The sequence below is a fragment of the Oscillatoria sp. FACHB-1407 genome (assembly GCF_014697545.1).
GTDB lineage: Bacteria > Cyanobacteriota > Cyanobacteriia > Elainellales > Elainellaceae > FACHB-1407.
The window spans coordinates 54100-79988 of sequence record NZ_JACJSA010000015.1; the positions used below are offsets into that span (position 1 = coordinate 54100).

The window sequence follows — 25889 nt, forward strand, 5'->3', positions numbered from 1 at the left end:
TCAACTTCCTCCAATTCGGGCAACGTCGCGGGCATTTTCTTCAAAGGCAGCGGTCAGGGCATCATCTCCACTCAGACCAGCGGCGATCGCATTCTTAATCGCTTGCAACACGCGCTTATAGTCTTTGGGCATGACCTTGACAAATTTCGGCAGCATCGCCTCCCAGTTTTCTAAGACCTGGAGGGCTTTCTGACTGCCGGTGTAGTCGGCATGGTTTTGGATGATTTGCCGCAATTCTGCGATTTCTTCGGGGTCGTCCAGGGTTTCCAGTCCGACCATTTGTGGGTTGCAGCGAATGGCGAAATCCCCTGCTTGATCCAGGATGTAAGCCACACCACCACTCATTCCAGCGGCAAAGTTGCGTCCAGTCGTACCGAGGATGACAACCTTACCCCCTGTCATGTATTCGCAACCGTGGTCACCCACAGCTTCTACCACAGCCGTGACACCCGAGTTACGGACACAGAACCGTTCTCCGGCAATGCCGCGAATGTAGACTTCACCAGAGGTGGCACCGTAAAGGCCGACGTTACCTACAATGATGTTGTCTTCGGCTACAAAGGTGGAGTTCTTGGGCGGATAAAGAATCAACTTGCCACCACTCAAGCCTTTACCAAAGTAGTCGTTGGCATCTCCTTCCAGTTCCAGCGTTACCCCTTTTGGCACAAAGGCCCCAAAGCTTTGCCCCGCACTGCCCTGGAAGTAGAGATGGACGGTGTTCTCCGGTAATCCATGCCAGTGGCGTTTGGTGATCTCGTTACCGAGGATGGTTCCCACGGCGCGGTTGACGTTTTTGATCGGTAAGGTGGCTTTAACGGGTTCACCGTTTTCGATCGCCCCCTTACACAGATCCAACAACACCGTGATATCCAGAGACTTGTCTAACCCATGATCTTGAGGAATCTGGCAATAACGCCCGACGTCTTCACCGACTTCAGGTTGGTAGAGAATCTTGGAGATGTCCAGGCCTTTCGCTTTCCAGTGGGCGATCGCCTGTTTCGCTTCCAAAATATCCGTCCGTCCCACCATTTCATTCAGGGTACGGAAACCCAGTTCTGCCATCAACTCACGGGTTTCCTGAGCAATGAACTTCATGAAGTTCACCGTATGGTCTGGATCACCGACGAAGTTCTTCCGCAGTTGCGGATCTTGAGTCGCAACCCCAGCCGGACAGGTGTTGAGGTGACAGACGCGCATCATGATGCAACCCAGAGTCACCAGGGGAGCAGTGGCAAAGCCGAACTCCTCAGCCCCTAAGAGAGCCGCAATCACTACATCCCGTCCCGTTTTCATTTGTCCGTCGGTTTCTACGACAATGCGCGATCGCAAGTTATTCAACACCAAGGTCTGATGGGTTTCGGCCAGTCCCAATTCCCACGGCAATCCGGCATGTTTGATGGAGGTTTGGGGAGAAGCTCCCGTTCCGCCATCAAATCCAGAAATCAGAACGACATCGGCATGGGCTTTGGATACACCCGCAGCGATCGTTCCCACCCCAACTTCTGACACCAACTTGACGCTGATCCGAGCTTCGCGGTTGGCGTTCTTCAAGTCGTGGATCAGTTCCGCGAGATCCTCAATCGAGTAAATGTCATGGTGGGGAGGGGGTGAAATCAGACCGACACCGGGAGTCGAGTGACGCACTTTGGCGATCCAGGGATAGACCTTCCGACCGGGCAACTGTCCACCCTCACCGGGTTTTGCTCCCTGGGCCATCTTGATCTGAATTTCTCTGGCTTGAGACAGGTAGAGACTCGTCACCCCAAACCGACCGGATGCCACCTGTTTGATGGCACTATTTTTCGAGTCGCCCTGTTCGTTCGTCCAGGTGTAGCGTTCGGGATCTTCGCCCCCTTCACCCGTATTGGACTTGCCACCAATGCGGTTCATGGCGATCGCCAACGCTTCATGCGCCTCTTTCGAGATCGACCCATAACTCATTGCCCCCGTCTTGAAGCGTTTCATGATCGCCTCAATCGGTTCTACCTCCTCAATCGGGATGGGTTGACGGGGTTTGAAGTCCAGCAGACCGCGCAGGGTGAAATGCTTCTGGTTCTGCTCATTCACCAGTCGGGCGTAGGTCTTGTACTGGTCGTAATTTCCGGTACGAACGGACTTCTGCAAGGTGTGGATTGTTTCTGGACTGAACAGGTGCGCTTCCCCTTCCTTGCGCCACTGGTACTCGCCACCCACATCCAACGTGTGACCGTTCACCTCGCGTTCCGGGAAAGCGTGAGTGTGACGCAGGATCGCTTCTTTGGCAATCACCTCTAAATCTGCCCCTTCAATCCGGGATGCTGTCCAGGTGAAGTAGCGATCGATGACCGCTTGATTTAAGCCGATCGCCTCAAAAATCTGCGCTCCCCGGTAGCTTTGCAAGGTGGAGATGCCAATCTTCGAGGCAACTTTAATCACCCCTTTCGTTGCGGCTTTGATGTAGTTCTTGCAAGCAGTCTTGTACTCCACCCCAACCAGCAAGCCTTGCTGAATCATATCCTCAATGGTTTCAAACGCCATGTAGGGATTGATCGCACCGCAACCATAGCCGATTAGCGTAGCGTAATGATGGACTTCACGGGGTTCACCCGATTCCAGCACCAATCCAACACGGGTGCGAGTCCCCTGGCGGATCAGGTGGTGATGCAATCCGGCAACGGCGAGGAGTGCGGGAATCGGAGCCTGAGAGGCACTGATGCCGCGATCGCTCAGCACAATAATATTCACCCCATCGGCGATCGCCCCATCTGCTATCTGGCAAATCGTATCCATCGCCTGTTCCAATCCCGTCACACCAGCCTTGGGATCGAACAGCGAGGGAATCGTGATGGACTTGAAGCCATTGGACTGCAAGCCCTTCAGCTTCGCCAGTTCCTCATTGCTGAGGATGGGCGTTTTCAGTTTGATCAGATGACAGCTTTCTGGCTCTGGTTTCAACAAGTTACGTTCTGCACCAATCGTCGTATCGGCAGAGGTGATGATCTCTTCCCGAATCGAATCAATGGGCGGATTCGTCACCTGGGCGAAGAGTTGTTGGAAGTAGTCGTAGAGCAGTTTAGGGCGATCGCTCAGCACCGCCAACGGGGTATCCGTTCCCATCGAACCAACCGCTTCCACCCCATCCCGCGCCATGGGGGTGAGCAACATCCGCACCTCTTCAAAGGTGTAGCCAAAAGCAATTTGCCGTTGAATCACCGTAGTCAGATCAGGATCAGATTCCAGGACAAGATCACTGGAGGCAGGAGTTGGCAGGTTAGCCAAATCGACCAGGTATTGATTCAGCCACTCCCGATAGGGGTGCTCCGTGGCAATCTGCTGTTTAATTTCCTCATCTGCCACAATCCGACCTTCCTGCATATTCACCAGGAACATGCGTCCCGGTTGCAAGCGTCCCTTGTGAGCGACTCGTTCTGGCTCGATTGGCAATACTCCCGCTTCTGATGCCATGATGACCAGGTCATCATGGGTGACGTAGTAGCGAGACGGGCGCAGACCGTTGCGATCGAGTACTGCACCCATCATGGTGCCATCGGTGAAGGCGATCGATGCAGGGCCATCCCACGGTTCCATGAGGCAGGAATGGTATTCGTAGAAAGCTTTCTTCTCGTCGCTCATCGACTCGTGGGCTGTCCACGGTTCGGGGATCATCATCATCACCGCATGGGGAAGCGATCGCCCCGACAGCACCAGCAATTCCAATGCGTTGTCGAAGATCAGCGAGTCACTGCCATCAATGTTGATTACAGGTCGAATTTTGTGGATATCTTCACCAAATGCCTCGGATTCAAACAAAGATTGGCGGGCGTGCATCCAGTTGATATTGCCCCGCAGCGTATTGATTTCGCCGTTGTGGGCAATGTAACGGTAGGGGTGCGATCGCTCCCAACTGGGAAAGGTATTGGTACTGAAGCGAGAATGCACCAAAGCCAGCGCACTTTCCAGGTCAGGATCATGCAATTCGGGATAGTATTGCCCCACCTGCACAGGCATTAACATCCCCTTGTAGACCATCGTGCGGCACGACAGACTGGAGGGATACCAGGCGGGATCAATTTGGGAAGCTCGAATCGCACTGTGGGAGCGTTTGCGGATAATGTAGAGCTTCCGCTCAAACGCCATATCGTCCGCTAAATCAGGACTGCGTTGAATGAACACCTGCTGCATAAAGGGTTCACTCGCCTTAGCCGTATTGCCCAGCGACGAGTTATCTGTCGGCACATCGCGCCAACCCAACACTTTTTGCCCTTCTTCTGCCACAATCTGTTCAAATGTCCAACGGCTTTTCTCTCGCCGTACCGGATCGGGAGAACCGTAGATCATGCCTACGCCATACTGCCCTGCTTCTGGTAGATCAATGTTTTCAGCAGCGGCAACCTTCTTCAAAAATTTGTGCGGAATCTGAATTAAAATTCCGGCTCCATCACCCGTGTTCGTCTCGGCTCCACACGCGCCACGGTGATCAATATTTAACAAAATGGTGAGTGCTTGTTCGACAATATCGTGGGACGTTTGACCCTTCATATGAACGATGAAGCCAACACCGCATGCATCGTGTTCAAATTGTGGATCGTAAAGCCCTTGTTTAGCTGGCAGTTGATTGCTGTTCATTTATGGATGCCCCAGAGGTGGCAAAAACGGTGTTCTTCTATCTCATTGAGAGATTTTCTAATGAGTCTGCAAATCTATCACAGGTCTTAAGGAAATTGTCATATCTACGCTTTAAAGTGTGTTGTTTCTTATCAGTTCTCGTAACATTTCGAGAACTTTTAGTAATAGCAATCTGATCCCTGATGTTTCTCTGTAGCTAAAGTTTTATCGCATTGAAAATCTCGTAACACCAACTCCTCAACTAATTGGTATCAGAACAATCTTTTTTCTTCTTTCTTAATCTCTGTTGCAGAACTTAGGCAATTGGTATAAGTCGCTTTTTGGTGTTGCTGATCCAACCTGTAAATTCCGCAGGTACATTCGCGAAACGCCCGTACAGTGGTGGTCAGTTTTCAAGAGTCCTACAGCAATTCTCATTTGTGCATGCCACACCAACTGCTCATATCGCCCCAATCTACAGGCATTCGCTGTGTGGCACTCGTCTGAGAACCGCTGTATTTGCATTCAGCAATGCCCGCCTTTCAGGAAGCGATCGCCCAAAGAAAATAGTTACGAGAACCGCAGTTGAACTGGGCTCCCGTAACTACCTGATTTTGAAGCTTGATTTCAGTAGAAGATTTAATAACTATCGTCTTGGGTAACCGTGACCAATGCCAATAAATGATTGGCGTGATTGAGGCGATCGCTAATCGCTTGTCGCCAACTTAAACTAATAGATGGATCAGCCAAAATGTCTTGTGCTAATTGTCGATAGGATGCACTTGTCACAATATCAACCTGCTCAAGCAAATTGAGATTTTCGTAGGCAGTTTGAGGCGAAACCTGCATAATGTCCCTTCCTTGTAGCAAGCCCAACTAGAGTGGTAGCTACAGCTATCAATATTCGTTTATCATCTCCAAAATTCTCTTGCGTGAATTCATCCCTTTCACAGAACGTGTTAGTTCTTTACATGAATTCAAACTTTGCCAGCTTTGTTTGTATCGCAGCACTTACAATCGCTCCTTGAGCCACAACAGAGCACTCTCAACATCTGCAACGTGCTCCCCATCTGGAATTGCAGGACGTTGCACCATCACTACTGGAATACCTGACTCGCGTGCAGCAATAATTTTGGCGTAGGTAGCATCACCACCACTGTTCTTACTAACGATCGCCCCAATATCGTAGTGCTGTAATAGCGATCGTTCCTCCTCCAGTGAAAACGGGCCACGTTCCAGCAACACCTTTCCAGGTGGAATTGAGTCATTTGAAGGGGGATCAATCATGCGCATCAGAAACCAGCGATCCTGAAGGTGAGCATAGGCAGCGAGTTCCTGCCGACCCACGGTGAGAAAAATGCGTTGCGCTAACTCCGGTAAGACCACTGCTGCGGCTGCATGACTGGTTACCTCAATCCAGCGATCGCCAGAAGTGCGCTCCCAGGCAGGACGCAACACCATCAAGTAGGGAATGGTTGCTGCTGTGGCAGCGGCAACAGCATGAAACGAAATTTGTGCGGCAAAGGGATGAGTCGCATCAATCAGTAAGTCAATCTGTTGTTCGCGCAAGTAATTTGTTAGTCCTGCAATGCCTCCAAAGTTACCGATTCGCGTGTTTTTAGAAGCCACGAGGGGGCGTTGAGTGCGACCCGCCAGCGAAGAAATCACCTCCACTTCCGACATTTCTGCTGCCCGTATGGCCAGTTCTGCCGCATCACTCGTTCCACCCAAAATTAGAACTCGTTTCTGTTTAGTCATATCGCTTCGTGCATATTCAGGAAAAGGTTAACTGCAACTGCATTAGTCCTGCTATGGTGGTGAAAGGTAGCCGGATCAAGGATAAGAGATAAAATTTAGGATGCTGTTAACGTCAGCGTAACGTACTATCAAGCAACCACTCCCGCTCCCCATTCCCTACTCCCTCCAATGGCTCGTACTGGTTATACCCTTCCCGTTTTTGCGGTCGCTGCGGCTAAAGCAGCGTTATTGCATCTGCAAAGCACATCTCTCAACCCGCTGCATACCGTCACCCTGGATTTATTACCCGATGAGGCGACAATCCCAATTCAGCAGGTGGCTCGATTGGAGCAAAACAGTGCTCTGGCGATCGCCCTCAGTGACCCTGGTGACAACTTAGACCTGACGCGCAACACGCCCATCTGGATATGGGTTAAATGTCTACCCCGACAATCAGAAGCCTTAATTTTAGAAGCGGGAGAAGGCATCGGTAAAACCACAACAGGTGATCCGGCAATTTATCGCTATGCTCGCCGTTTGTTTGAGGCAAACTTACTGCCGTTGATCTCGCCTGACCAAACCGTGACGGTATCCATCGTCATGCCAGAGGGGCGGCAACTGGCGCAACGCACCTCCAATGAAGCGTTTGGCGTACTGGAAGGGCTTTCCCTGTTGGGAACGAGTGGCATCTCCCAACCTCTCTCAGCGGAGGATCATCTAGAGGAGTTGCGTCAGGTGTTGCACACGAAGGTGCAGACGCATTCCCATCTGGTGTTTTGCATTGGCAGTCATGGAATGCACATTGCTCAACGAATGGGTGTTCCAGAAACGGCGATCGTACAAGTTGGTAATTGGGTTGGGGCGTTGCTCCTTGAGGCAGGATTGCGTGAGGCAGAGTCGGTCTTGCTGTTGGGCTATCAGGGCAAGTTAGTCAAGTTAGCTGGAGGAATTTTCAACACCTCCAGTCATCTCGCCGATGCCAAATTAGAAATCATCGCGGCAACAGTTGTCAGAGCAGGCGGTGATTTGTCCGCTGTGGAGGCTGTTTTAGCCGCAAAGACGGCTGATGAGGCGTATAAAGCCTTAGTAGAGTTGAACTTAGCAGACACTGTTTTTTCAACGTTAGCGACGACGATTTCTCAAAAAGCACAAGCCTATGTGCAGAAATACGGCAATGTCACACTCACCGTCGGCACAAGCTTGTTTGATCGCCAGGGACAAATAATTGGGCAAGATGCGATCGCGGCTCAATGGATGACCTTAGATAACGTCAATTCGGGTTAAGTCCTGGCGAATCAATTCGCGGCTATCAGAACCAAGTCCGCCTTCGCAGACTACGGAAAATCAAGGGTCTGCTGAACCGACGTAGGTCGGTTGTGTTCCAGTGGCTGCGGTTTCAACCGCCAAGATCCTTATCCCAAGCTCAGGTTAGATAGCTAAGCCTTCAACTAAAGTGCGTGTGACAAATGCCGACAGGGCTTCAATCTCGTGAGGCTGCGTAATCGGTAACCGTCCATCCAGAAGCAACATCGCCAATCCATGCACCGTTGACCAGGCAACCCACGCCAGTTGCATCTCATCGTCGGGGCGTACGGCTCCAGCTTTTTGTGCCGCAACAATGACATCCAATAACACCTGAAATGCCTGCCCTCCTGCTTGCGCTCGTTCTGGATGGAGTGACTCCTCACCCGTATAACGACCAAACATGACCCGATAGTGGGAGGAGTGGGCGATCGCAAACTGCACATAGGCAACACCAGTCGCCTCCAATCGCTTCAATGGATCATCTGGTGCTTGTTGAATTCCCCGCTGCATCGCCTCTGTTAGCCCCATAAACCCCTCTTCGGCAACCGCTGCCAGTAATGCTTCCTTGTCCTGGAAATGGCGATAAGGAGCCGTATGGGATACCCCAACCCGTCGGGCTACCTCTCGCAGCGACAAGTTACTGACATCCTCTTCTGTGATCAGAGCGATCGCCCCTGTAATCAACGCTTGCCGTAAATCGCCGTGATGATATGTCGTCTTCTCAGCCATAATCTCCATTTTTTTGTCAATGGTTAATGGTCAATGGTTAATGGTTAATGGTCAATGGTCAATGGTTAATGGTTAATGGTCAATGGTTAATGGGCAGTGGTTAATGGTCAATGGTCAGTGGTCAGTGGTCAATGGTCAGTGGTTAATGGTCAATGGTCAATGGTTAATGGTTAATGGTCAGTGGTCAATGGTTAATGGTTAATGGTCAATGGTTAATGGGCAGTGGTTAATGGTCAATGGTTAATGGGCAGTGGGCAGTGGGCAGTGGTCAATGGTCAATGGTCAATGGTCAATGGTTAATGGTTAATGGTTAATGACCTCTGCTATTAGCCTTTCAGTCATGTTGATTGGGCGTTACGCAGACCCTATTTCCCTGCTCTGACGGGTGTTGCTGGGTTAAAGGTCGCATCTTGAAGCATTCCCCATCTCTCCTTAGGCTCGTGAATTGAATCAATCCGCAAACGGTACGGGCAGGTTTAGCTAGACCAGTCTGCACCCTGTCGTGGATTTGATGGCAAAACCCGCTCCTCTCCAGTATCGAACTGTCTGAATTTCCGTTCCTTAACTAAAGTTTGCACTCCTTTGTTTACACTGTCAACATCCTGGGTTATTCTAATGTTGTCAGCGTAAACATTCTCGATTGAGAAAGGGAAACGACCATGCAAGCTCAATCAGCAAAGCCTACAAACGATTCTCACTACGACTTAATCTTGATTGGTTCTGGCATGGGTGCGCTCACCGTTGCCAGTCTGATGAGCCAATTGCGGGGCAAACGAGTGTTAGTGCTGGAACGCCACTTTAAGGCAGGCGGATTTACCCATGACTTCAAACGACACCAGTTTCACTGGGATGTGGGGATTCACTACATTGGGCAAATGAATGAGGGATCATCCATGCGTCAATTGTTTGACCTGGTGACGCAAAATGGCGTGCAGTGGAGCAAGATGCCAGAGCCGTTTGAGCGGTTTGTCTACCCAGGGTTGACCTTTGACGTGTATGGCGACCCCAAACGCTTTCAAGCGGATTTGATACACCAGTTTCCAGCAGAAAAGCGAGCCATTCGACGTTACTTCCGAGACTTGCGAAAAGCGGCAGCAGCCTTGTTTCTGCGAAATTTGCGGCTGAATGGAAATTGGCTTTCCAAGCTGATTGGGCAGTTGGGCAGTTGGTGGAGTGGCATTGGATTAGACCTAACTACCCAGGAGTATCTCGATCGCCATTTCAGCGATCCCAAGCTAAAAGCGTTGTTAGTCTCGCAATGGGGTGACTACGGGTTACCTCCGGCTCAAAGTCCCTTTGCGGTTCATGCCACGATCGCCACTCATTACTTGCACGGAGCGTACTATCCTGTGGGGGGTGCAGGGGCGATCGCCCATAGTGTGAAAACGGTTGTGGAAAGTCGGGGTGGACGGTTTTTGCTCAATCGCGACGTTACGCAAGTGTTGATTGAGAACGGACGTGCCGTTGGTGTGCAAGTGCGAAAGGTGAATGCTGCTCCAGAAGCAGAATTGGAAACCTATTATGCTCCCATCATTGTTTCCAACACAGGAGCCGCAACAACTTACCTCAAGCTGATTCCAGCGGATTACCCAATTCCGTTTCGAGACTCACTGCGACAGTTTGTGCAACGCCATTCATCGATTACCAATGTGACGTTGTATTTGGGGCTAGCCGATGATCCGAGAAAATTGGGATTTCTAGGCGAAAACCACTGGTTGTATGAGGCGATCGATCACAATGCCATCTACGAAAAACGCAGTCAGTGGATTTTCGACGGAGAGGCTCCACAATGCTATTTGTCTTTTCCGTCGCTAAAAGATCCAAAAGCAACGGCGCACACCGCAGAAATTCTTGCCTGGGCAGACTACGACAGCTTTGCTCAATGGAAAGCACAACCGTGGTTGCATCGTGGTCAGGATTACCAACAACTAAAGGAACGCATTAGCCAAACCTTGATTCAACAGGTCGATCGCCAATATCCAGGGTTTGCCAAGCTAGTAGCGTATTATGAACTCTCGACTCCGCTCACTAACGAACACTTCACCGGACACAATAAGGGCGGTATCTATGGGTTGCCTGCCATTGCAGAACGCTTTGCCCCTGAAAATGCTGCCTGGACAAAGACTCAAACTCCTGTTCCTGGACTTTATCTGACAGGTGCAGATCTGTACATGGGAGGTATCGTTTCAGCCATGTTGGCTGGTGTAACAACGGTGAATAGTCTACCCGGTGGTGTTGCATTGCCAAAGGTGTTTGCGATCGCCGCCAAAGAAACTAACATTACCCCACCTCTTCCAAAAGATAGTAGAAAACAAGTTCCACACCTGTCAGCGTAGGAATGTTCAGACAACGATACTTGCAACTCATCAATTGCTCATAGGGGCGTGGCTTGTCATGCCCTGCTTCTCATCAGCTACTCTCTTGTAATTGGCATAAACAGCGACGGGTTGCAGAATTGTTCAAATTGGGATCAACGAATGACAGGTTTACTAACGCCTTTAAGTTGGCAAGAAGTTTTGCTTCGGTTGGGGATTGCATTGATTGTAGGAGCCGTTGTTGGGTTGGATCGTGAAATAAAAAACAAACCCGCTGGGTTACGAACTCATATGTTAGTGAGTTTAGGATCAGCCCTATTTGTGTTAGTGCCAATTCAGTTGAGCGTTGCCCAAGAGAGTAGTGAAGCCGTGAGCCGAGTGCTGCAAGGCATTATTACTGGAGTCGGTTTTGTAGGTGGTGGCGTGATCCTGCGAGGCTCTGGGGGAAGGGCAGAGTCAAAAATTCACGGGCTAACAACGGCTGCGGCAGTTTGGATTGCCTCTGCATTAGGAATTTGCGCGGGTTCTGGATTATGGCAACTCGGATTGATTGGTGCCATTCTCTCATTTCTGACGTTAACTACGGTTAAGTATGTAGAGAAAGGGTAGAGAATCGTTGGTATGAATTACTAAGTACTGCTATTCATAGATAGGGTTTGGAAATAAAACCAGGGGGGTGTGGGGGCTGCGTCCCCAGCCAGGGGTTCCACCCCTGCACCCCAAATTCCCACCCTTATTTACGACGAGTTGTACTAAGAATCGTCGATTAAACAGCTTCAGAAACTTCAGAATGATGGATTAGATAAAATCCAATTTCCCTGGTTCTTAGCCAGAGGCTGGGAACCTAAAGGTGGAGGCTCTGCCTCCTATGACACCAGCTTTGGAGGCAGAGCCTCCGGCACAGAATAACAAGGCGGAGCCTTGTTACAAGAAGCAGGTGGACGCTCGCAGGGGCGGGTTTTGCTATTTACTGACGGCAAACCCAAGAACTTATCTGTAAAACCCCTCCCTACCGACATCTGTCTTGATCACAATTTAATACCAATTTGAATTGGCTTCGCTGCACAGGATTCTGTAAGGGCGTTTCGCGAAACGCCCCTACCCAGTGATCTACCACAATCAAACATTAAATCGGTATATAGCAACCCTAAATGATTTGTGAAAGTGCCCGCCCGATGGGCGGGCACTTTCACAAATCACCTTTTTCACAAATCAGATAGGACTGCTATAGTTTGGTATGTAACTTTGGTCAGAAAGCTTAAGGCAAAGGCAATGACTCAAACCCTGATGCTGGGAAAGCTTCCTGACTCGCCTCCGCCCCATCGAATGTAGCTACGGCTATAATTTGCATCCCTAAGAGTTATTTGAGGCTTATGTGCTGTGTTCAGCGTACGTTGTGGCACACCAAAATAAGCTTTTTGCATGAAGAGTAGAGAGTCATCTCATAGGGTGTGAGTAGTGCGCTATCAAGCGTAACTGTGTATAAGGCAAGCCAGGAATTGCGGCATAAGGTTTATCTCTGATCGTACCAACTCAAAAACTGGCACTGAAATATCAGTTGAGTGCGAAAAGTAGATTGAATAAATGTTAGTAGCCAATAGAGAGAAGCAACCGATTCTAAGCCTGTCATCATAGCAATGATATTCATCTTAGAGTTCTTGAAAGCTCTGCCTTAGACATTAGCCCCTTAGTTTAGGAGCAAACCTATGCAACTCAGTGATACTTCATTAACTACAACTCACACTACTAAAGATGAAACGTGTAAAGCATCATCTACGACTGCTAACTCCAATGATCACGATGTCAGACTCGGTTGGATTTTAGTGAATAAAAACCTGATTTCAGAAGACCAACTTAACACTGCTCTCAACAATCAGCCCACATCTTCCCAACAAATTGGTGAACTGCTGACCGAGCAACAGTTGATTTCTGAACAACAGTTACAACAAGCACTGCAAGAGCAATACTGGCGTAGAAATGGCTATTGGATTATTGAATAGCCGATCTGAACGACAGGTCAAAACGTTTAAATCGCCCAATAGGATGATCCACTTGTGTGAGGTGTTAGCTGTTTTGTACCCTCTATCTTAATAAAAGATAGATACGGCTTCGTTATCAGTCTTAAAAACGGCTTTAAACAACGGGTCAGTTCTTGTACAACGAGAACAATAAAATTCTAAAGTTGTTACTCCTGACCCAATTTAATTTCACTTATTCACCTATATCCCAAACATCAAGCAGAATCGCTACAGACAGATTTAGACAAGACATCAGAGACGACAACCTCAACCCCGGCAGCAATGTCGGGTTTTTTCTTTTGAATTGTGCAAGGTTGGAACTACCCTTGCTACAACTAGGAGATATCCCAAGTTTAGTAGCGTTATGGTTCGTGTTAGAGCACCCGAAATCCCTAAACATCTGGATTGGCTTAATTCGGATTGGCTTAATGTAGCGCAACCTGGTTTATCACTGAAGGCATTGCGAGGCTATGTCGTTCTATTAGATTTTTGGACGTATGGGTGCATCAACTGTTTGCATATCATTCCTGATTTGAAGTTTTTAGAACAAAAGTATGGCGATCGCCTCGTCATTCTTGGAGTTCACACAGCTAAATTTGACCACGAAAACAATCGTGATAGTGTGCAGCAGGCAATATTGCGTTATGGTGTGCCGCATCCAGTAGTCATCGATCGCGATCGCCACCTCTGGGATCAGTATGCAGTGAGAGCATATCCCACTATCGTCGTGATTGACCCAAAAGGTTATGTTGTCAGGACGATAGTCGGTGAAGGTCAACGACAGGTGCTAGACGACCTGATTCAACAGGTGTTGGACGAACATGACAGCAAATCCCTCAACGTTGTACCCCTGCCCCTGCCCTCAGAACCCTCCCCATCGTTGATTCTCTCGCCCCTAGCCTTCCCCGGAAAGGTTATAGCCGATGAAGCCAGCGATCGCCTGTTTATTGCAGATACGGGGCATCATCGCCTGGTGATCACGACTCTGGATGGATCACTGAAAGCAGTGATCGGCACAGGTGAAGCAGGCTCAACCAATGGGGATTGGTCAGTCGCTCAGTTTTCTGCGCCACAGGGAATGGCGTTCGATCGCCAGCAACAGGTGTTGTATGTAGCAGATACGGGCAATCATCAGTTGCGCTGTGTTGATTTGCGAGATCAGACCGTTAAAGCGATCGCAGGTACAGGCGTCCAAAGTCGATGGCTGTTTCCCCATGGAGGTCAGGCATTGGAGGTCGATCTCAATTCCCCATGGGATGTGGTGCAGATTGAGAACCAGTTATACATAGCCATGGCAGGCTCTCATCAAATTTGGGTCATGGACTTGTTAGAACACACCATCCAAACCTGGAGCGGCACTGGAGCGGAGTTTTGCGCTGATGGCTCTCCTGAAGTTGCTGCCTTTGCTCAACCTAGCGGGCTTGCGACTGATTCAGAGGAGTTATTTGTGGCAGATAGTGAGTCCAGTTCAATTCGAGGTGTCAAGGTCGCCCCTGTTCCGATAGCTCGAACAGTATGTGGCAGTGGTCAACTGTTCGGCTTTGGCGATCGCGACGGAGCGGGTTCTGATGTGCGATTACAACACTGTTTAGGAGTTGTGTATGCAGAGGGTTATTTATGGATTGCTGACACCTACAACCATAAAGTTAAACAGGTGAATCCTACAACCAACGAATGCAAAACTGTTGCAGGTGGCGGCATTCCTGGGTTTCAAGATGAGCTAGGGATCGACGCAACCTTTGCAGAACCCAGTGGATTAACCTACGCCCGTCAGCATCTCTATGTTGCCGACACCAACAATCATGTGATTCGTCACATTCAGCTCAACTCCCTGGAAGTCAGTACCTTACCAATACCGGATTTATGTTCGCCTTACGTTTGTTTACCTGATTAACTCTCAATTCGTGACTTGCCGCAAAAGTTGCAGATTCCCACGCCATGTAACGAAGCCCAAAACAAACTGATTAACTTCTAAAAGTTTGGTATTCTAATTTCCACGTGGAGGATGTTAGTTTTGTGACGCGCTAGAGGAGCGACCCCATGCGGGTTTTATTGAGATTTGCTCAGGCAATCGATCGCCTGAGTGAGATGGTGGGGCAATGGTGTAACTGGCTAGTTATTATCACAGTTGCGGTTGGGTTTTATAACGTTTCTGTACGCTACATTGGGCGATTTATTGGGGTGCAATTGTCATCCAATGCCCTGATTGAGTTGCAGTGGTATTTATTCTCTCTGATCTTTCTACTGGGGTTTGCCTACATTCTGAAGCACGACCAAAATGTGCGGGTCGATTTTTGGTATGCCCATTGGAGCGAACGACGACGCACTTGGGTTAACCTGATCGGCACCGTGCTTTTTCTCATTCCGTTTTGTTTGCTGGGGCTATATGCAACCTTTGATCCCGTGTTGGGGTCGTGGGGGCGATTGCCCAATGGCACCTGGGGAACCTGGGAAGTCTCTTCCGATGCGAATGGATTGCCTCGTGCTCCGATCAAGACGATGGTGTTAGTGGGGTTTGTGTTGCTATTGTTGCAGGCGATCGCCCAAACCATTAAATATGCAGCGGTGCTGTTGGGCTATCAGCAAGTCACCCAACAACTGCACCAGGAATCTGAAAACCTGCCGTTTGAGTAGTCCTATGAACCACGGGGAGCAGCATCAGCATGGGGTATGAATGGTTGGCGATCGCCATGTTTGCCGTCTTTTTTGTCATTTTGATTAGCGGCTATCCAGTGGCGTTTTCCTTTGCGGGGACGGCTCTCACCTTTGGGGTGATTGGCTTGGCAGTGGGAGCTTTTAACCCCAATCGCTTATTGCTACTGCCCAACATTTGGTTTGGCACAATGTCAAACTTCACCCTGTTAGCCATTCCGTTTTTCGTCTTTTTAGGCTCGGTTTTAGAGAAATCGGGCATCGCCGAGGAATTGCTGGAAACCATTGGCATTCTCATGGGGCGACTGCGCGGAGGTTTAGCCCTCGCGGTGGTGATTGTGGGTACTCTTTTGGCAGCAACGACAGGGGTGGTAGCGGCAACCGTGATCGTCATGGGAATCCTCTCGTTACCGATCATGTTGCGCTATGGCTATGACAAGCGGTTAGCAGCGGGCGTTATCGTTGCATCCGGCACTCTGGCACAACTGATCCCTCCCAGTTTGGTGTTGGTCGTTCTCAGTGACCAGATCGGTGTATCGGTTGGGGATTTGTTCTTAGGGGCGTTAATTCCCGGACTGATGCTATCCGGTTCCTATGTCCTGTACGTTTTATTGCTGGCGTTTTGGAAGCCTCAAACGGCTCCCGCATTGCCTCCCGATGTGCGATTGATTGGGGGTGCTGTTCTCTTGAAAAAAGTATTAAAAGCTGTTTTACCCACCGTTCTACTGATTTTTGCGGTGTTAGGGAGCATTTTCTTTGGAATTGCCACTCCGACGGAGGCAGGAGCGGTTGGAGCGGTTGGAGCCTGTGTGTTAGCCGCGCTCAACCGTCGCTGGAACCAGAAGCTAATCCGGGATGCGGCTCATGCAACCGCATCTATCACAGCCCTCGTGTTGATCATTCTCTTTTGCTCGTCCTTTTTTGGGCTGGTATTTGACGGCTTGGGAGGCAGGCGATTGATTACCGATTTGCTGGTTAACTTGCCGGGTGGCTATCTCAGCTTTTTGATCGTGAGTAACCTGGTGATTTTTGTTCTGGGAGTGTTTTTAGAATTCATCGAGATCTGCTTTATCGCCATGCCCTTGTTAGTCCCGGCGGCTCAAGCATTAGGCATCGATATGGTCTGGTTCGGAGTGATTATGGCGATTAACCTGCAAACCGCGTTTATCTCGCCGCCCGTTGGGTTCTCGCTGTTTTATCTGCAAAGTGTTGCACCGAAAGAAGTCAGCACGATCGACATTCACCGCAGTGCCTTTCCCTTTATGGCATTGCAGGTCTTAGTGTTGTTAATCGTCATCGCCTTTCCGCAAACGGTGCGATGGTTGGTAGATCTGTCGTTTCAATAGATTGGTTAGGGGTCAGGGATCAAGGGTCAATGGTCAATAGTTAGGGATCAGGGGTCAATGGTCAATCGTCAGTTGTTCATTGTTTTTACCGTTCTCAGCCTACTAATGACGATTGACCATTGACCATTAACTATTGACTATCAACTAATGACTATTGACCATCAACCATCAACTATTGACTAATGACTATTGACCATCAACCATTAACTATTGACTATTGACCATCAACCATCAACTATTGACCATTAACCACTCACTGATTCAACTTGCTGTAGCTGAAGCGGGTAAAGTTGCCTTCATTGAGGCTGTTCCAGGCGTAGACGCGATCGCGAAATTCTCGCCATCCAGTGTAAACCGCCTGAAAATCAGGATCTTTAGCCGCAAATTCGTCATACAGCGCGAAAGTTGCTTCCTCCGCTGCACTCAAAATTTCATCGCTGTAAGCTCTGAGTTCCACACCATTACTGACCAGGCGTTGCAATGCCTCATTGTTGCGAGTTTCATAGCGTGACAACATCGTGACATTAGCTTCATAGGCGGCTGTTTGTACCGCCGCTTGATATTCAGGAGGTAGGTTGTTCCATTCATCCAAATTAATTTGCAACTCTAAGGTCGCTCCCGGTTCCCACCAACCGGGATAGTAGTAGTACTGCGCGACTTCATTTAGCCCTAACTTTTCATCATCGTAGGGACCAACCCATTCCGCTGCATCGATCGCCCCTGTTTGAAGGGCCTGAAAGATTTCCCCTCCGGGCAGACTTTGCACCGTCACGCCGAGTTTAGACATCACCTGACCACCCAGCCCAGGAATTCGCATCTTTAACCCTTGTAAATCTGTAACAGAGGCAATCTCCTTACGGAACCATCCCCCCATCTGTGTGCCTGTGTTCCCGGCGGGAAACTGAATCACGTTGAACTTGCTGGCGTATAGCTCCTGCAATTGCTTCAATCCGCCTCCCTCATACAACCAGGCGTTTTGTTGTTGAGGCGTCAGCCCAAAGGGAACAGTCGTACCGAAGGCGAGTGCTGGACTTTTGCCGAGGTAATAGTAGGAAGCGGTGTGCCCACAGGGAATTGCCCCTTGAGACACCACATCTAAAATTTCTAGAGGAGGAGCTAGCTCCCCTGCCGCCCGGGGTGTGATCTTAAATCTGCCTCCGGTTAAAGCCGCAAGGCGATCGACCAACACTTGAGCACCACCAAAAATGGTATCCAATGCAACGGGCCAACTGGTTGCCATTTCCCACTCAATCGTGGGTAGGTCAGCCGTACTGGCAGTGGAGTTGGAACCCGTTTCATTGGAAGTTGTCGCCTGACTACATGCGACTAATCCCGCTGTGCTGGCGGCTCCAAGGGCAAGACTATTTAAGAGGGCACGACGTTTCATAACAGGTTTCTCAAAAAACAGGTGTTGACTGGGACAAATACTGTTTCAGATATTTATCTCGCTTTAAGAGTATTTCAGAAGACGTTCCCTCTCATGCATTCTCTTAGAAAATATTTGGAAAACACCGCAAACCAAGTGACGGAAAAGAGGAATAAAAATAGTAGAAACAATAACAGGGTGACTGGAAGATAAATCACGCTACACCTCGATATCTATGGCTCTATCACGACGGAAATTTTTTACTTTGGCGGGCACTGGGATAACGGGTGCTCTGTTGCTTGCTCCACTAATGGCGGTTTACCAGAGGCGGGCGATCGCAACGGCACGCTATGGTCCCCTGCAACCCGATCCCAACGGGATTCTGGATTTGCCTGCCGGATTTTCCTACACCCGCCTGTCTGAAACCGGGCAACTGATGAGCGATGGCTACCCCGTACCGGGTGGACACGATGGCATGGCAGCGTTTGCTGGCAGTAATGGCATGACGATTTTGGTGCGAAACCATGAACTGGATCTGACCTCCAGTACGCTGGTCAGAGCACCCAATGACAAACAGTTTGATGCCAGAGGTCGCGGCGGCACAACCACTTTGATCATCGATGCTAATCACCGATTAATCAGTCACTATGGCTCACTGGCAGGGAGCGATCGCAACTGTGCTGGTGGCGCAACCCCCTGGGGCTCGTGGTTGAGTTGCGAGGAAAGTGTAGAAATAGCAGATCAAAAACACGGTTATGTGTTTGAAGTCCCCAGCCAAGCGACAACGTTTGTTGACCCCATTCCATTGAGGGCGATGGGTCGGTTTCGACGAGAAGCCGTCGCCGTAGATCCCCATTCCGGTGATGTCTACATGACGGAAGATCGCGAAGATGGTCTGTTTTACCGTTTTGTTCCTGTGGAACCCGGCAATTTGAGTGCGGGAGGGGCGTTGTATGCGTTGAAATTAGCAGCCATGCCACAAGCCATTACCCGCTTTGGAGTTCCATTACAGCAACCAATGGCAGTTGAGTGGGTTCCGATCGCTGTCCCCGACCCCGATAGTGATACCGTCCGTGTTGAGGGATTCAACAAAGGAGCCGCTCAATTTGTGCGGGGTGAAGGGATTATCTATGGCAATGGCGAAGTCTATTTTTGCTGCACCAGTGGCGGTAGAACGGGTGAAGGACAAATCTGGCGGTATCTTCCGGCTAACAACACGTTGGAGCTTTATCTGGAACCTGAAGATGCCAGTGTTTTAGACAATCCCGATAATGTAGTGATCGCTCCCAATGGTGACCTGTTTGTCTGTGAAGACGGAGACGGAACGGATCAGGTTGTTGGTATCACCCCTTCTGGTTCGCTTTACCCATTTGCTAGAAACGTGCTCAATACCGCAGAGTTGGCTGGAGTTTGCTTCTCACCCGATGGACAAACAATGTTTGTCAACCTCCAAACGCCAGGTATCACCTTGGCGATTTGGGGTCCCTGGGCAAGTTAGGAGCGATCGCCCCGCTTGATGCACTGCATACAAATGTTGAATAAGGCGAGGATCAACCCTACCTCAATGCCAATTTGGAGTTGTAGTGGAGCAGAGATCAGACCGATCAAGACAAGGATTGAGCCAATAATGGCACTGACAATGAGAACCGCTTCATCGTTAAATAGGTTCAACCCTGCCCACAGTGTGCCGAACCCTAGAATCCAGAAGATTAAATGTTCCATGCTTGATATCTTTTCCAACATACCCACTCAAGAGTGTAGCAATGTCTAATCGTTTATTTAGAAGCCTTGATGTATCCTTTACACTGGCTTCTGAAGTACTCTATTAATCGGATGGTGACACCCTCAAGGCAGACCTATGGCAGAAGTAAAGCCTTATGTTTCAAAACTATTCATCTACCCGATCAAATCCTTAGATCGAGTCGGCCTTGATCGGGGAGTGATCCTAAAACAGGGTGGTCTGAAGGGCGATCGCGAATTTGCCATCGTAGATGAATCTGGTCAGTTTGTGAATGGCAAGCGCAACAGCAAAGTTCATCGGCTCCGGACGCAGTTCGATCTCGCCGCTAATACAGTGTCTTTGCACGTTGAGGGAGAACCTGATCAACAAACATTTCATCTAGAAACCGATCAAAAAGCCCTTGAAGCTTGGCTAAGCCGCTACTTCGGTGTTTCGGTATCGATTAAGCACAATCTTGAGACGGGGTTTCCAGACGATTTAGAGTCTCCGGGTCCGACGGTGATCAGCACAGCAACCTTAGAGGCGATCGCCTCCTGGTATCCAGACCTGGATGTTGAACAGATCCGTTTGAGACTGCGTGCCAATATCGAAATTGCTGGAGTACCCCCGTTTTGGGAAGATTGTTTGTTTGCAACCGCAGAACAAGTTGTTGACTTTCAGATTGGCTCAGTCAAGTTTATGGGTGTTAATCCGTGTCAACGCTGCGTTGTTGTGACTCGTGACGCTCAAACTGGAGAAGCTTACCCTCAGTTTCAAAAAACATTTGTGGCAAAACGGCAGGAAACGTTACCCGCATGGGCAGAGCGATCGCGCTTCAACCACTTCTATCGCTTAGCCGTCAATACTCGACTACCGGCTTCAGAGGAAGGAAAAGAGATTTGTGTGGGCGATCGCCTGATAGTAAATAGCGACGGCAAAAATCTCCTGTAGCAAGATATCCAAAATCCAAAATCCAAAATCCAAAGTGAGTATCACTCTTTCAATAGAACAAAAGAGAAGTACTCCCTTTCTATAATTGTCGTGCTCCGGTTATTAAAACTAATTCTTCATTAAAACTAATTTTATGGTGCGGCATAATTTACCCCCCAACAACCTTGAACAGTCGGCTCACCAAACCGTTTCACACCCCTGGTTTGAACGATTGTCTCGTCTGGGCTATGCTGCCAAGGGAATAGTTTATTTTGTGGTTGGGCTATTAGCACTGCAAGCGGCGATCGGTAGTGGCAGTCAACCGACGGATACAAATGGTGCTCTAGAGGCGATCGTCGCTCAACCCTTTGGCAAGTTTCTTTTAGGGATTGTGGCGATCGGTTTAATCGGATACGTCCTCTGGCGTATTGCACAAGCCGTTTTAGACCCAGAACACTCAGGGCAACAAACCAGTGCAAAACAAGTGGCTCAACGCATCGGTTATGCATTTAGTGCAGCAGCCTACACTGGATTAGCCGCAACCGCAGTCAAACTCATTTTAGGCACTGGTAATGGCGGTGATGGTAACGCAACTCAGGATTGGACAGCACGATTCTTGTCTCAACCGTTTGGTCAATGGTTAGTTGGGCTTGCCGGATTGATTACCATTGGGGTTGGCATTTCCTACCTCTATGAAGCATACAAAGCTAAGTTTCGCCAGCACTTAAACCTCAATGCCATGACCCCCAAAGAGCGAACTTGGGCTATGCGAGCAGGTCGATTTGGCATTGCTGCTCGTGGCGTCGTGTTTGGCATCATTGGAATCTTTCTTATCCAGGCGGCAATCCGTTCTAATCCGAATGAGGCGAAGGGGTTGGGTAACGCTCTGGCGGCTCTCGCACAACAACCCTTTGGTCCCTGGCTATTGGGATTGGTCGCCCTGGGATTAATCGCCTACAGCATCTATTCTCTAGTTGAAGCTCGCTATCGTAAGCTTGGCAATGCTTAATATGGGTGTCGCTACTTTAACGTGAATTTGGGATCAGGATTTTGGCGGTTGAAACCGCAGCGGTAACAGAGTGCTGAGTGCTGAGGAAATAAAGTCCCTTCAAACAATGCAGGTTTTGAAGGGGCAGTTTTGTGTTTAGTCCTGTTTAGTCGAGGTCTATCTGACTAAACCTGCTCGCCCTCCAAGCCGTGATTGAATCTGCCCCTACTCACCGTTCCAGCTTATAGAGTTACCTCAACCAAGTGAGAGTGCTTTAAGGAGGCATATACCTACTGGAGGGGCAGTCGCCCTATTGGAGTAGGAACGCGGCTTTCCGGCAAAAATGAGTCTCAACTTGCGATAGAGGGTAGCGTGCCGGATTCTACGTTAACTTAGCGAATAAGTAAATGATGTGTTGCGAAAATACATAATCTTGCTTACCTATCTTTACAAATCTCTCCTTCGCCATGCTCATCGACCTTTTAGAAAAAAAGAATACAGATAGAAAAAATAACCAATTTTTAGAAGCGACCGTTGTTATCAGTAAGTTAAGAAACAGCATTTGGTTTTTTGGAATTCCATCCTGGGTTTACGGTATCGCGGATCGAGGAGTTGCTGCACTTGCAGACGGTTATCTATCTGCAATCGAGATTGCTCATATTTTGACAGCATCTCTCTTCTTCCTGGGTTGGCTACTACTAAAACCTGACTACGATTTAGATAGTGAGCATTTGCTGCCTGTCTATAACCCTGACTCCATCTCCCACCAAAATTATCTCGAAGCAACTCGTGCTCGAATTGATGAGATGGAAAAATATCACATGATTCGTCAGGAATACATTCTGCCATTTCCCTATCTCTGTCAGATTTACCATTTGTTGAACTTAAAGCACCTGGAAGAAGTGCATAGCTTCAGCCTCAACAATTTAAAAGTGGTGAAAGTTAGTGAATTCCAACCAACCAGTGTGGGTGGAGTAATGAAGTTCCAGACCGTTTTGGATTCTCCAATTAATGCACTGCGAATCTGGAGACAACCCATTGTTGAGGCAGAACTGATTCTGCATACGCCTTACACAGTGGAATTGAGCATTCCGGTATATCAAAATCGACGAATCATTGTGTTATTTAACGCACTGCCCATTAATAACACTGAACACAAACTATTCATCGATATCTATAGTGATTTAGGTTGGTTTAAACCCCCTCTGCAAGTTTTGCTCCATCTGGCCTCCTGTTTGACTCTCTTTGAAGATCTGCCCTATCTACATACTTTGGCAAATCGAAACATTCAACGGTTAGTCAACTTAGGTCGAGTTTCAAATCACGAAACCATGCAATTATTTAATCGATTTGTTGATTTGTATGGTGCAGGGATAGAAGGAACTAAGCCGACCAATCGATTGGCGGAAGCGGGCGCAGAGGCATAGGGGAGTGCCTGGTATCTAGAAGGTCGTTGTAAATTGTTAGATGAGGCTTGGTATTCCCAAGCCTTTTTAGTTGGAGGGTACTTTGTATTCAATACCGCTCATCTTACAACTCATTTAAAGCTGCTATAGCACAACACTAAATTGACCATTAATGAACGCAGGATAGACCACAGAACTCTTGCCAATACTACACATCCGTTTAGATCCTTCTCTGGAGATATGAATTATGGTGCAGTTTTAACTATCTTAAGTATCTGTGAGTAGAGAGTTGTAGGGGCAAAACTCTGCAAGGAACTCATCTTGATTGATAAAAAATTTGCTGGGATTAAAGGATTCTCAATTCATACTTTGAGTCAGCAACACTAAACAAATTTGTATTCATTGAGAACTCTTATGAATGTAGTCAGTGATACTTCTGATATTCACATTCTTGAATCGATCGCCTTCAAGATCAGTTCTAAACCAGCGACAGTAGATGGAGTAAGGTTTGTTTCAGAGGCTTATTCCCTGCCAACAGAACAGCCAATTGATCAGCATCAGCCCATTGATGCAGCTCAAGTATCACAAGTACTACCAGTTTGTTTTGTGATTGTGTGGGCGATCGCTGTTTTTGTTTTTCTGCGATTCAAACCTCATCGTCATAAGCAACCGATGTGTACTGTCAGAGGACAAATTCCCTGTACGACTTGTCGGTTTTTTACCAATAATCCCTATGTCAAATGTGCAGTCCGCCCAGATCTGGCATTAACAAAACAAGCGATCGACTGCACTGATTATCAGGATTAGAATGACTCGTCCTGAGCGCAGTGGATACACCAAATTTTCAACCTGAACTTATTCTGTAGCTTAAATCACTATTTACCACTTCCGGCAGTTGACCATTTATTTCCGTAGATAGATCTCGATCAGAGTAAATTTATTCCGTTGATAGATTCTAAAAACGGCTGATTCAGAGAAACTTAGGGATTATTACACGATTGTTCCTAAATCGGGTATATGAAGATGGAAGCGATCGCCAACCGTCTCAAAATCATTTAGGACAACACTATGATGATGCCATTGATAATCCTTTAATGACTTTCTTTAATTCAAACACTCCAATTTTTGTTAGGAAAAAAACTGCTTTTGTTCAAGATCTACCGGGTATTTGGAGGATTCACTGGCAAATTGGTCGCCACGTTATCCTCTCTACCTTTTATACTCGCCATGATCAAGCTTGTCTTGTATGGGGTCTTTTATCCAGCATTATTTTTACTACTGTTCAGTTCGTACCCGTTAGTTGGTTGCATCAAACAGTTATTTTTAGTGGGTTAACTCTGGCTGCCCTTGCTATCATGCTTGGACTGACGTTGTACCTCACTGAGGAAAAGCCCTTTGCACGAGTTCTATGGGCTTGGGTCTTACTGATGGTAGTGGGCATATCCATCACCAATATGAGCTTTTTTCTAGGATGGGGTCACGTTCTAGGCTCAATCTGTCCACTGTGGTTGATATTAAATGCAATTGGTTATTGCTTCACCGGGGTAGAGTTGCGATCGCGTATGTTTCTGTTATTAAGCGGATTCCATCTACTCGCTGTTTTATTACTTCCCTATGTAGGCATTTGGCAACCACTTACTACTGGAATTGTGATTAGTGGGTGTGCTTTTTGGGTCGCAGAATTGCAATGGGATGCCAATGGCGTGTGTTTAAGCCAACTCCAACCTGCACCACAATAACGCTTCGATAGGCTTAATCTTGTTTGTGTTGAATTGACAGTGTATTACGTTCCCAAAACACACCTTTAGAAAATCCTTGAATGCTTGGGTTTGTCTCTGCTAGTTCTAACCGCTTCTCTGTTAGCAAACAATACTCTTCACTCAATTCAATCCCTAAATACTGTCTTCCTAATTTTTTGCAAACAACTGATGAGGTTCCACTCCCTAAATAGGGATCAAACACTCGATCATTTGGGTTACTGCTTGCTAACACTAACTTAGCAATTAACTTTTCACTTTTCTGAGTCGGGTGTTGTGTATTTTCGGGCATCGACCAAAACGGCACTGTAATGTCTGTCCAGAGATTGGATGGGTGAGTGTCTCTAAAGTTTCCGTTGGCTGTGGTGCCCCAATCCTTTGGAGTTCCATCGGTATTTCTATAAGGAGCTAAGACTCGACGCCGCAGTTTAACTGCATCTAAATTAAATGTGTATTGATCAGATACGGTACAAAACCAGATATCCTCACTGGAGTTCTTCCAGTTGGTTTTAGCTCCGCGTCCCTTTTCCCGTTCCCAGGTAATTCGGTTGCGAACCATAAAGTGGGAAGAAGCAACTGCAAAAATAGAGGCTGATGTAAACCAATCTCCACAAATATAGAGCGAGGCTGTTTCTGTCAGCAGAGGACGAAACGTTAGAATCGTCTCTTCTAACCAACTGGTGTATTCTTCAACTTTTCGCTTGGCAAACTTATAACCATCAAAATCCTTGCTCAGGTTGTAGGGTGGATCAAGGATGAGGAGATCTACGGATTGAGGCGGTAATCGCTTAGCGAGTTGCGTTGAATCTCCCTGCAAAGTACCCGTTGGAAACGAATGAAATTTTCCATGGGGCGGCACTTGTAGGAGTCTTTGACGTAACCGATCGCGATCGCCATCTGTCAACTCAAGCGTGCGGTTCATTGGCGCACGTCTCTTTTTAGTTGAATGGATTACGGATGACTCACCATGGTTTTTTGCCTGATCTGTCATGTGTATTGTGTATCGCCCAACTATCGCCATCCTATTTGATTCATG

The 25889-nt window shown here is 48.2% G+C and carries 20 protein-coding genes; 13 read left to right on the forward strand and 7 right to left on the reverse strand.

The genetic code is table 11. The annotated features are described in order from the left end of the window. From gltB to H6G89_RS22260, 3 genes are all read right to left on the reverse strand, one after another. Nucleotides 1–4605 carry a glutamate synthase large subunit gene (gene gltB, locus H6G89_RS22250; RefSeq protein ID WP_190510483.1) on the reverse strand — a complete coding sequence of 1535 codons (4605 nt, stop codon included), beginning with the start codon at nt 4603–4605 and terminating at the stop codon, nt 1–3. A gap of 618 nt (nt 4606–5223) precedes the next feature. Beyond that, a complete protein-coding gene (locus H6G89_RS22255; protein ID WP_190510485.1) occupies nt 5224–5433 on the reverse strand; it encodes a hypothetical protein in 210 nt (69 codons plus the stop codon). A gap of 162 nt (nt 5434–5595) precedes the next feature. Continuing rightward, on the reverse strand, nt 5596–6342 hold the full coding sequence (locus H6G89_RS22260; RefSeq protein WP_190510487.1) for a cobalt-precorrin-6A reductase: 747 nt from the start codon (nt 6340–6342) through the stop codon (nt 5596–5598). A gap of 168 nt (nt 6343–6510) precedes the next feature. On the opposite strand from H6G89_RS22260, the gene cbiD reads away from it, so the two are divergent. Continuing rightward, nucleotides 6511–7605: a cobalt-precorrin-5B (C(1))-methyltransferase CbiD gene (gene cbiD / locus H6G89_RS22265; protein ID WP_190510489.1), complete on the forward strand. Its 1095-nt coding sequence runs from the start codon at nt 6511–6513 to the stop codon at nt 7603–7605. A 144-nt stretch (nt 7606–7749) separates the two neighbouring features. Here cbiD and H6G89_RS22270 read toward each other — a convergent pair whose 3' ends face one another. After that, nucleotides 7750–8355, reverse strand: a complete 606-nt coding sequence (locus tag H6G89_RS22270) for a TetR/AcrR family transcriptional regulator (RefSeq protein WP_190510491.1) — start codon at nt 8353–8355, stop codon at nt 7750–7752. Between the two features lie 659 nt (nt 8356–9014). Between H6G89_RS22270 and H6G89_RS22275 the strand changes: the two genes are divergently transcribed. From H6G89_RS22275 to H6G89_RS22300, 6 genes are all read left to right on the forward strand, one after another. Then, nucleotides 9015–10691, forward strand: coding sequence for a phytoene desaturase family protein (locus H6G89_RS22275; protein ID WP_190510493.1), 1677 nt, complete (start codon nt 9015–9017; stop codon nt 10689–10691). A gap of 141 nt (nt 10692–10832) precedes the next feature. After that, nucleotides 10833–11279 carry an MgtC/SapB family protein gene (locus H6G89_RS22280; RefSeq protein ID WP_190510495.1) on the forward strand — a complete coding sequence of 149 codons (447 nt, stop codon included), beginning with the start codon at nt 10833–10835 and terminating at the stop codon, nt 11277–11279. A gap of 1097 nt (nt 11280–12376) precedes the next feature. Beyond that, nucleotides 12377–12670 carry a hypothetical protein gene (locus tag H6G89_RS34535; RefSeq protein WP_199336873.1) on the forward strand — a complete coding sequence of 98 codons (294 nt, stop codon included), beginning with the start codon at nt 12377–12379 and terminating at the stop codon, nt 12668–12670. Nucleotides 12671–13052: 382 nt separating this feature from the next. Then, nucleotides 13053–14582 (forward strand): thioredoxin-like domain-containing protein, encoded by a 1530-nt coding sequence (locus H6G89_RS22290; RefSeq protein ID WP_190510497.1) that lies wholly within the window; start codon nt 13053–13055, stop codon nt 14580–14582. 146 nt (nt 14583–14728) lie between these two features. Next, complete coding sequence (locus tag H6G89_RS22295) at nt 14729–15322, forward strand: TRAP transporter small permease subunit (protein ID WP_190510499.1); 594 nt, start codon at nt 14729–14731, stop codon at nt 15320–15322. 29 nt (nt 15323–15351) lie between these two features. Continuing rightward, complete coding sequence (locus H6G89_RS22300) at nt 15352–16686, forward strand: TRAP transporter large permease (protein WP_190510501.1); 1335 nt, start codon at nt 15352–15354, stop codon at nt 16684–16686. A 253-nt stretch (nt 16687–16939) separates the two neighbouring features. On the opposite strand, the gene H6G89_RS22305 is transcribed toward H6G89_RS22300, so the two are convergent. Continuing rightward, on the reverse strand, nt 16940–18073 hold the full coding sequence (locus tag H6G89_RS22305) for a TRAP transporter substrate-binding protein (RefSeq protein ID WP_190510503.1): 1134 nt from the start codon (nt 18071–18073) through the stop codon (nt 16940–16942). Nucleotides 18074–18287: 214 nt separating this feature from the next. On the opposite strand from H6G89_RS22305, the gene H6G89_RS22310 reads away from it, so the two are divergent. Next, on the forward strand, nt 18288–19550 hold the full coding sequence (locus H6G89_RS22310; RefSeq protein ID WP_190510505.1) for an alkaline phosphatase PhoX: 1263 nt from the start codon (nt 18288–18290) through the stop codon (nt 19548–19550). Here the strand turns inward: H6G89_RS22310 and H6G89_RS22315 are convergent. Next, nucleotides 19547–19774 (reverse strand): hypothetical protein, encoded by a 228-nt coding sequence (locus H6G89_RS22315; RefSeq protein WP_190510506.1) that lies wholly within the window; start codon nt 19772–19774, stop codon nt 19547–19549. The two genes, H6G89_RS22310 and H6G89_RS22315, sit on opposite strands and share 4 nt — an antisense overlap. Before the next feature lie 136 nt (nt 19775–19910). Between H6G89_RS22315 and H6G89_RS22320 the strand changes: the two genes are divergently transcribed. The 5 genes from H6G89_RS22320 (at nt 19911) to H6G89_RS22340 (ending at nt 24835) form a co-directional block, all read left to right on the forward strand. Then, on the forward strand, nt 19911–20723 hold the full coding sequence (locus tag H6G89_RS22320; protein WP_190510508.1) for an MOSC domain-containing protein: 813 nt from the start codon (nt 19911–19913) through the stop codon (nt 20721–20723). Between the two features lie 133 nt (nt 20724–20856). Further along, complete coding sequence (locus tag H6G89_RS22325; RefSeq protein WP_190510510.1) at nt 20857–21711, forward strand: DUF1206 domain-containing protein; 855 nt, start codon at nt 20857–20859, stop codon at nt 21709–21711. Nucleotides 21712–22157: 446 nt separating this feature from the next. Then, on the forward strand, nt 22158–23117 hold the full coding sequence (locus H6G89_RS22330; RefSeq protein ID WP_190510512.1) for a hypothetical protein: 960 nt from the start codon (nt 22158–22160) through the stop codon (nt 23115–23117). A 393-nt stretch (nt 23118–23510) separates the two neighbouring features. Next, complete coding sequence (locus H6G89_RS22335) at nt 23511–23903, forward strand: hypothetical protein (RefSeq protein ID WP_190510514.1); 393 nt, start codon at nt 23511–23513, stop codon at nt 23901–23903. 497 nt (nt 23904–24400) lie between these two features. Continuing rightward, nucleotides 24401–24835, forward strand: coding sequence for a hypothetical protein (locus tag H6G89_RS22340; protein ID WP_199336874.1), 435 nt, complete (start codon nt 24401–24403; stop codon nt 24833–24835). 13 nt (nt 24836–24848) lie between these two features. Here the strand turns inward: H6G89_RS22340 and H6G89_RS22345 are convergent, their stop codons facing one another. Continuing rightward, nucleotides 24849–25775, reverse strand: a complete 927-nt coding sequence (locus H6G89_RS22345) for a DNA-methyltransferase (protein ID WP_190510516.1) — start codon at nt 25773–25775, stop codon at nt 24849–24851. Between the last annotated feature and the right edge of the window lie 114 nt (nt 25776–25889).

What these genes read in the sequence shown, in the direction of transcription:
- gltB (WP_190510483.1), bottom strand. Translation starts at nt 4,605, where the DNA reads ATGAACAGCAATCAACTGCCAGCTAAACAAGGGCTTTACGATCCACAA.
- H6G89_RS22255 (WP_190510485.1), bottom strand. Translation starts at nt 5,433, where the DNA reads ATGCAGGTTTCGCCTCAAACTGCCTACGAAAATCTCAATTTGCTTGAG.
- H6G89_RS22260 (WP_190510487.1), bottom strand. Translation starts at nt 6,342, where the DNA reads ATGACTAAACAGAAACGAGTTCTAATTTTGGGTGGAACGAGTGATGCG.
- cbiD (WP_190510489.1), top strand. Translation starts at nt 6,511, where the DNA reads ATGGCTCGTACTGGTTATACCCTTCCCGTTTTTGCGGTCGCTGCGGCT.
- H6G89_RS22270 (WP_190510491.1), bottom strand. Translation starts at nt 8,355, where the DNA reads ATGGCTGAGAAGACGACATATCATCACGGCGATTTACGGCAAGCGTTG.
- H6G89_RS22275 (WP_190510493.1), top strand. Translation starts at nt 9,015, where the DNA reads ATGCAAGCTCAATCAGCAAAGCCTACAAACGATTCTCACTACGACTTA.
- H6G89_RS22280 (WP_190510495.1), top strand. Translation starts at nt 10,833, where the DNA reads ATGACAGGTTTACTAACGCCTTTAAGTTGGCAAGAAGTTTTGCTTCGG.
- H6G89_RS34535 (WP_199336873.1), top strand. Translation starts at nt 12,377, where the DNA reads ATGCAACTCAGTGATACTTCATTAACTACAACTCACACTACTAAAGAT.
- H6G89_RS22290 (WP_190510497.1), top strand. Translation starts at nt 13,053, where the DNA reads ATGGTTCGTGTTAGAGCACCCGAAATCCCTAAACATCTGGATTGGCTT.
- H6G89_RS22295 (WP_190510499.1), top strand. Translation starts at nt 14,729, where the DNA reads ATGCGGGTTTTATTGAGATTTGCTCAGGCAATCGATCGCCTGAGTGAG.
- H6G89_RS22300 (WP_190510501.1), top strand. Translation starts at nt 15,352, where the DNA reads ATGGGGTATGAATGGTTGGCGATCGCCATGTTTGCCGTCTTTTTTGTC.
- H6G89_RS22305 (WP_190510503.1), bottom strand. Translation starts at nt 18,073, where the DNA reads ATGAAACGTCGTGCCCTCTTAAATAGTCTTGCCCTTGGAGCCGCCAGC.
- H6G89_RS22310 (WP_190510505.1), top strand. Translation starts at nt 18,288, where the DNA reads ATGGCTCTATCACGACGGAAATTTTTTACTTTGGCGGGCACTGGGATA.
- H6G89_RS22315 (WP_190510506.1), bottom strand. Translation starts at nt 19,774, where the DNA reads ATGGAACATTTAATCTTCTGGATTCTAGGGTTCGGCACACTGTGGGCA.
- H6G89_RS22320 (WP_190510508.1), top strand. Translation starts at nt 19,911, where the DNA reads ATGGCAGAAGTAAAGCCTTATGTTTCAAAACTATTCATCTACCCGATC.
- H6G89_RS22325 (WP_190510510.1), top strand. Translation starts at nt 20,857, where the DNA reads ATGGTGCGGCATAATTTACCCCCCAACAACCTTGAACAGTCGGCTCAC.
- H6G89_RS22330 (WP_190510512.1), top strand. Translation starts at nt 22,158, where the DNA reads ATGCTCATCGACCTTTTAGAAAAAAAGAATACAGATAGAAAAAATAAC.
- H6G89_RS22335 (WP_190510514.1), top strand. Translation starts at nt 23,511, where the DNA reads ATGAATGTAGTCAGTGATACTTCTGATATTCACATTCTTGAATCGATC.
- H6G89_RS22345 (WP_190510516.1), bottom strand. Translation starts at nt 25,775, where the DNA reads ATGAACCGCACGCTTGAGTTGACAGATGGCGATCGCGATCGGTTACGT.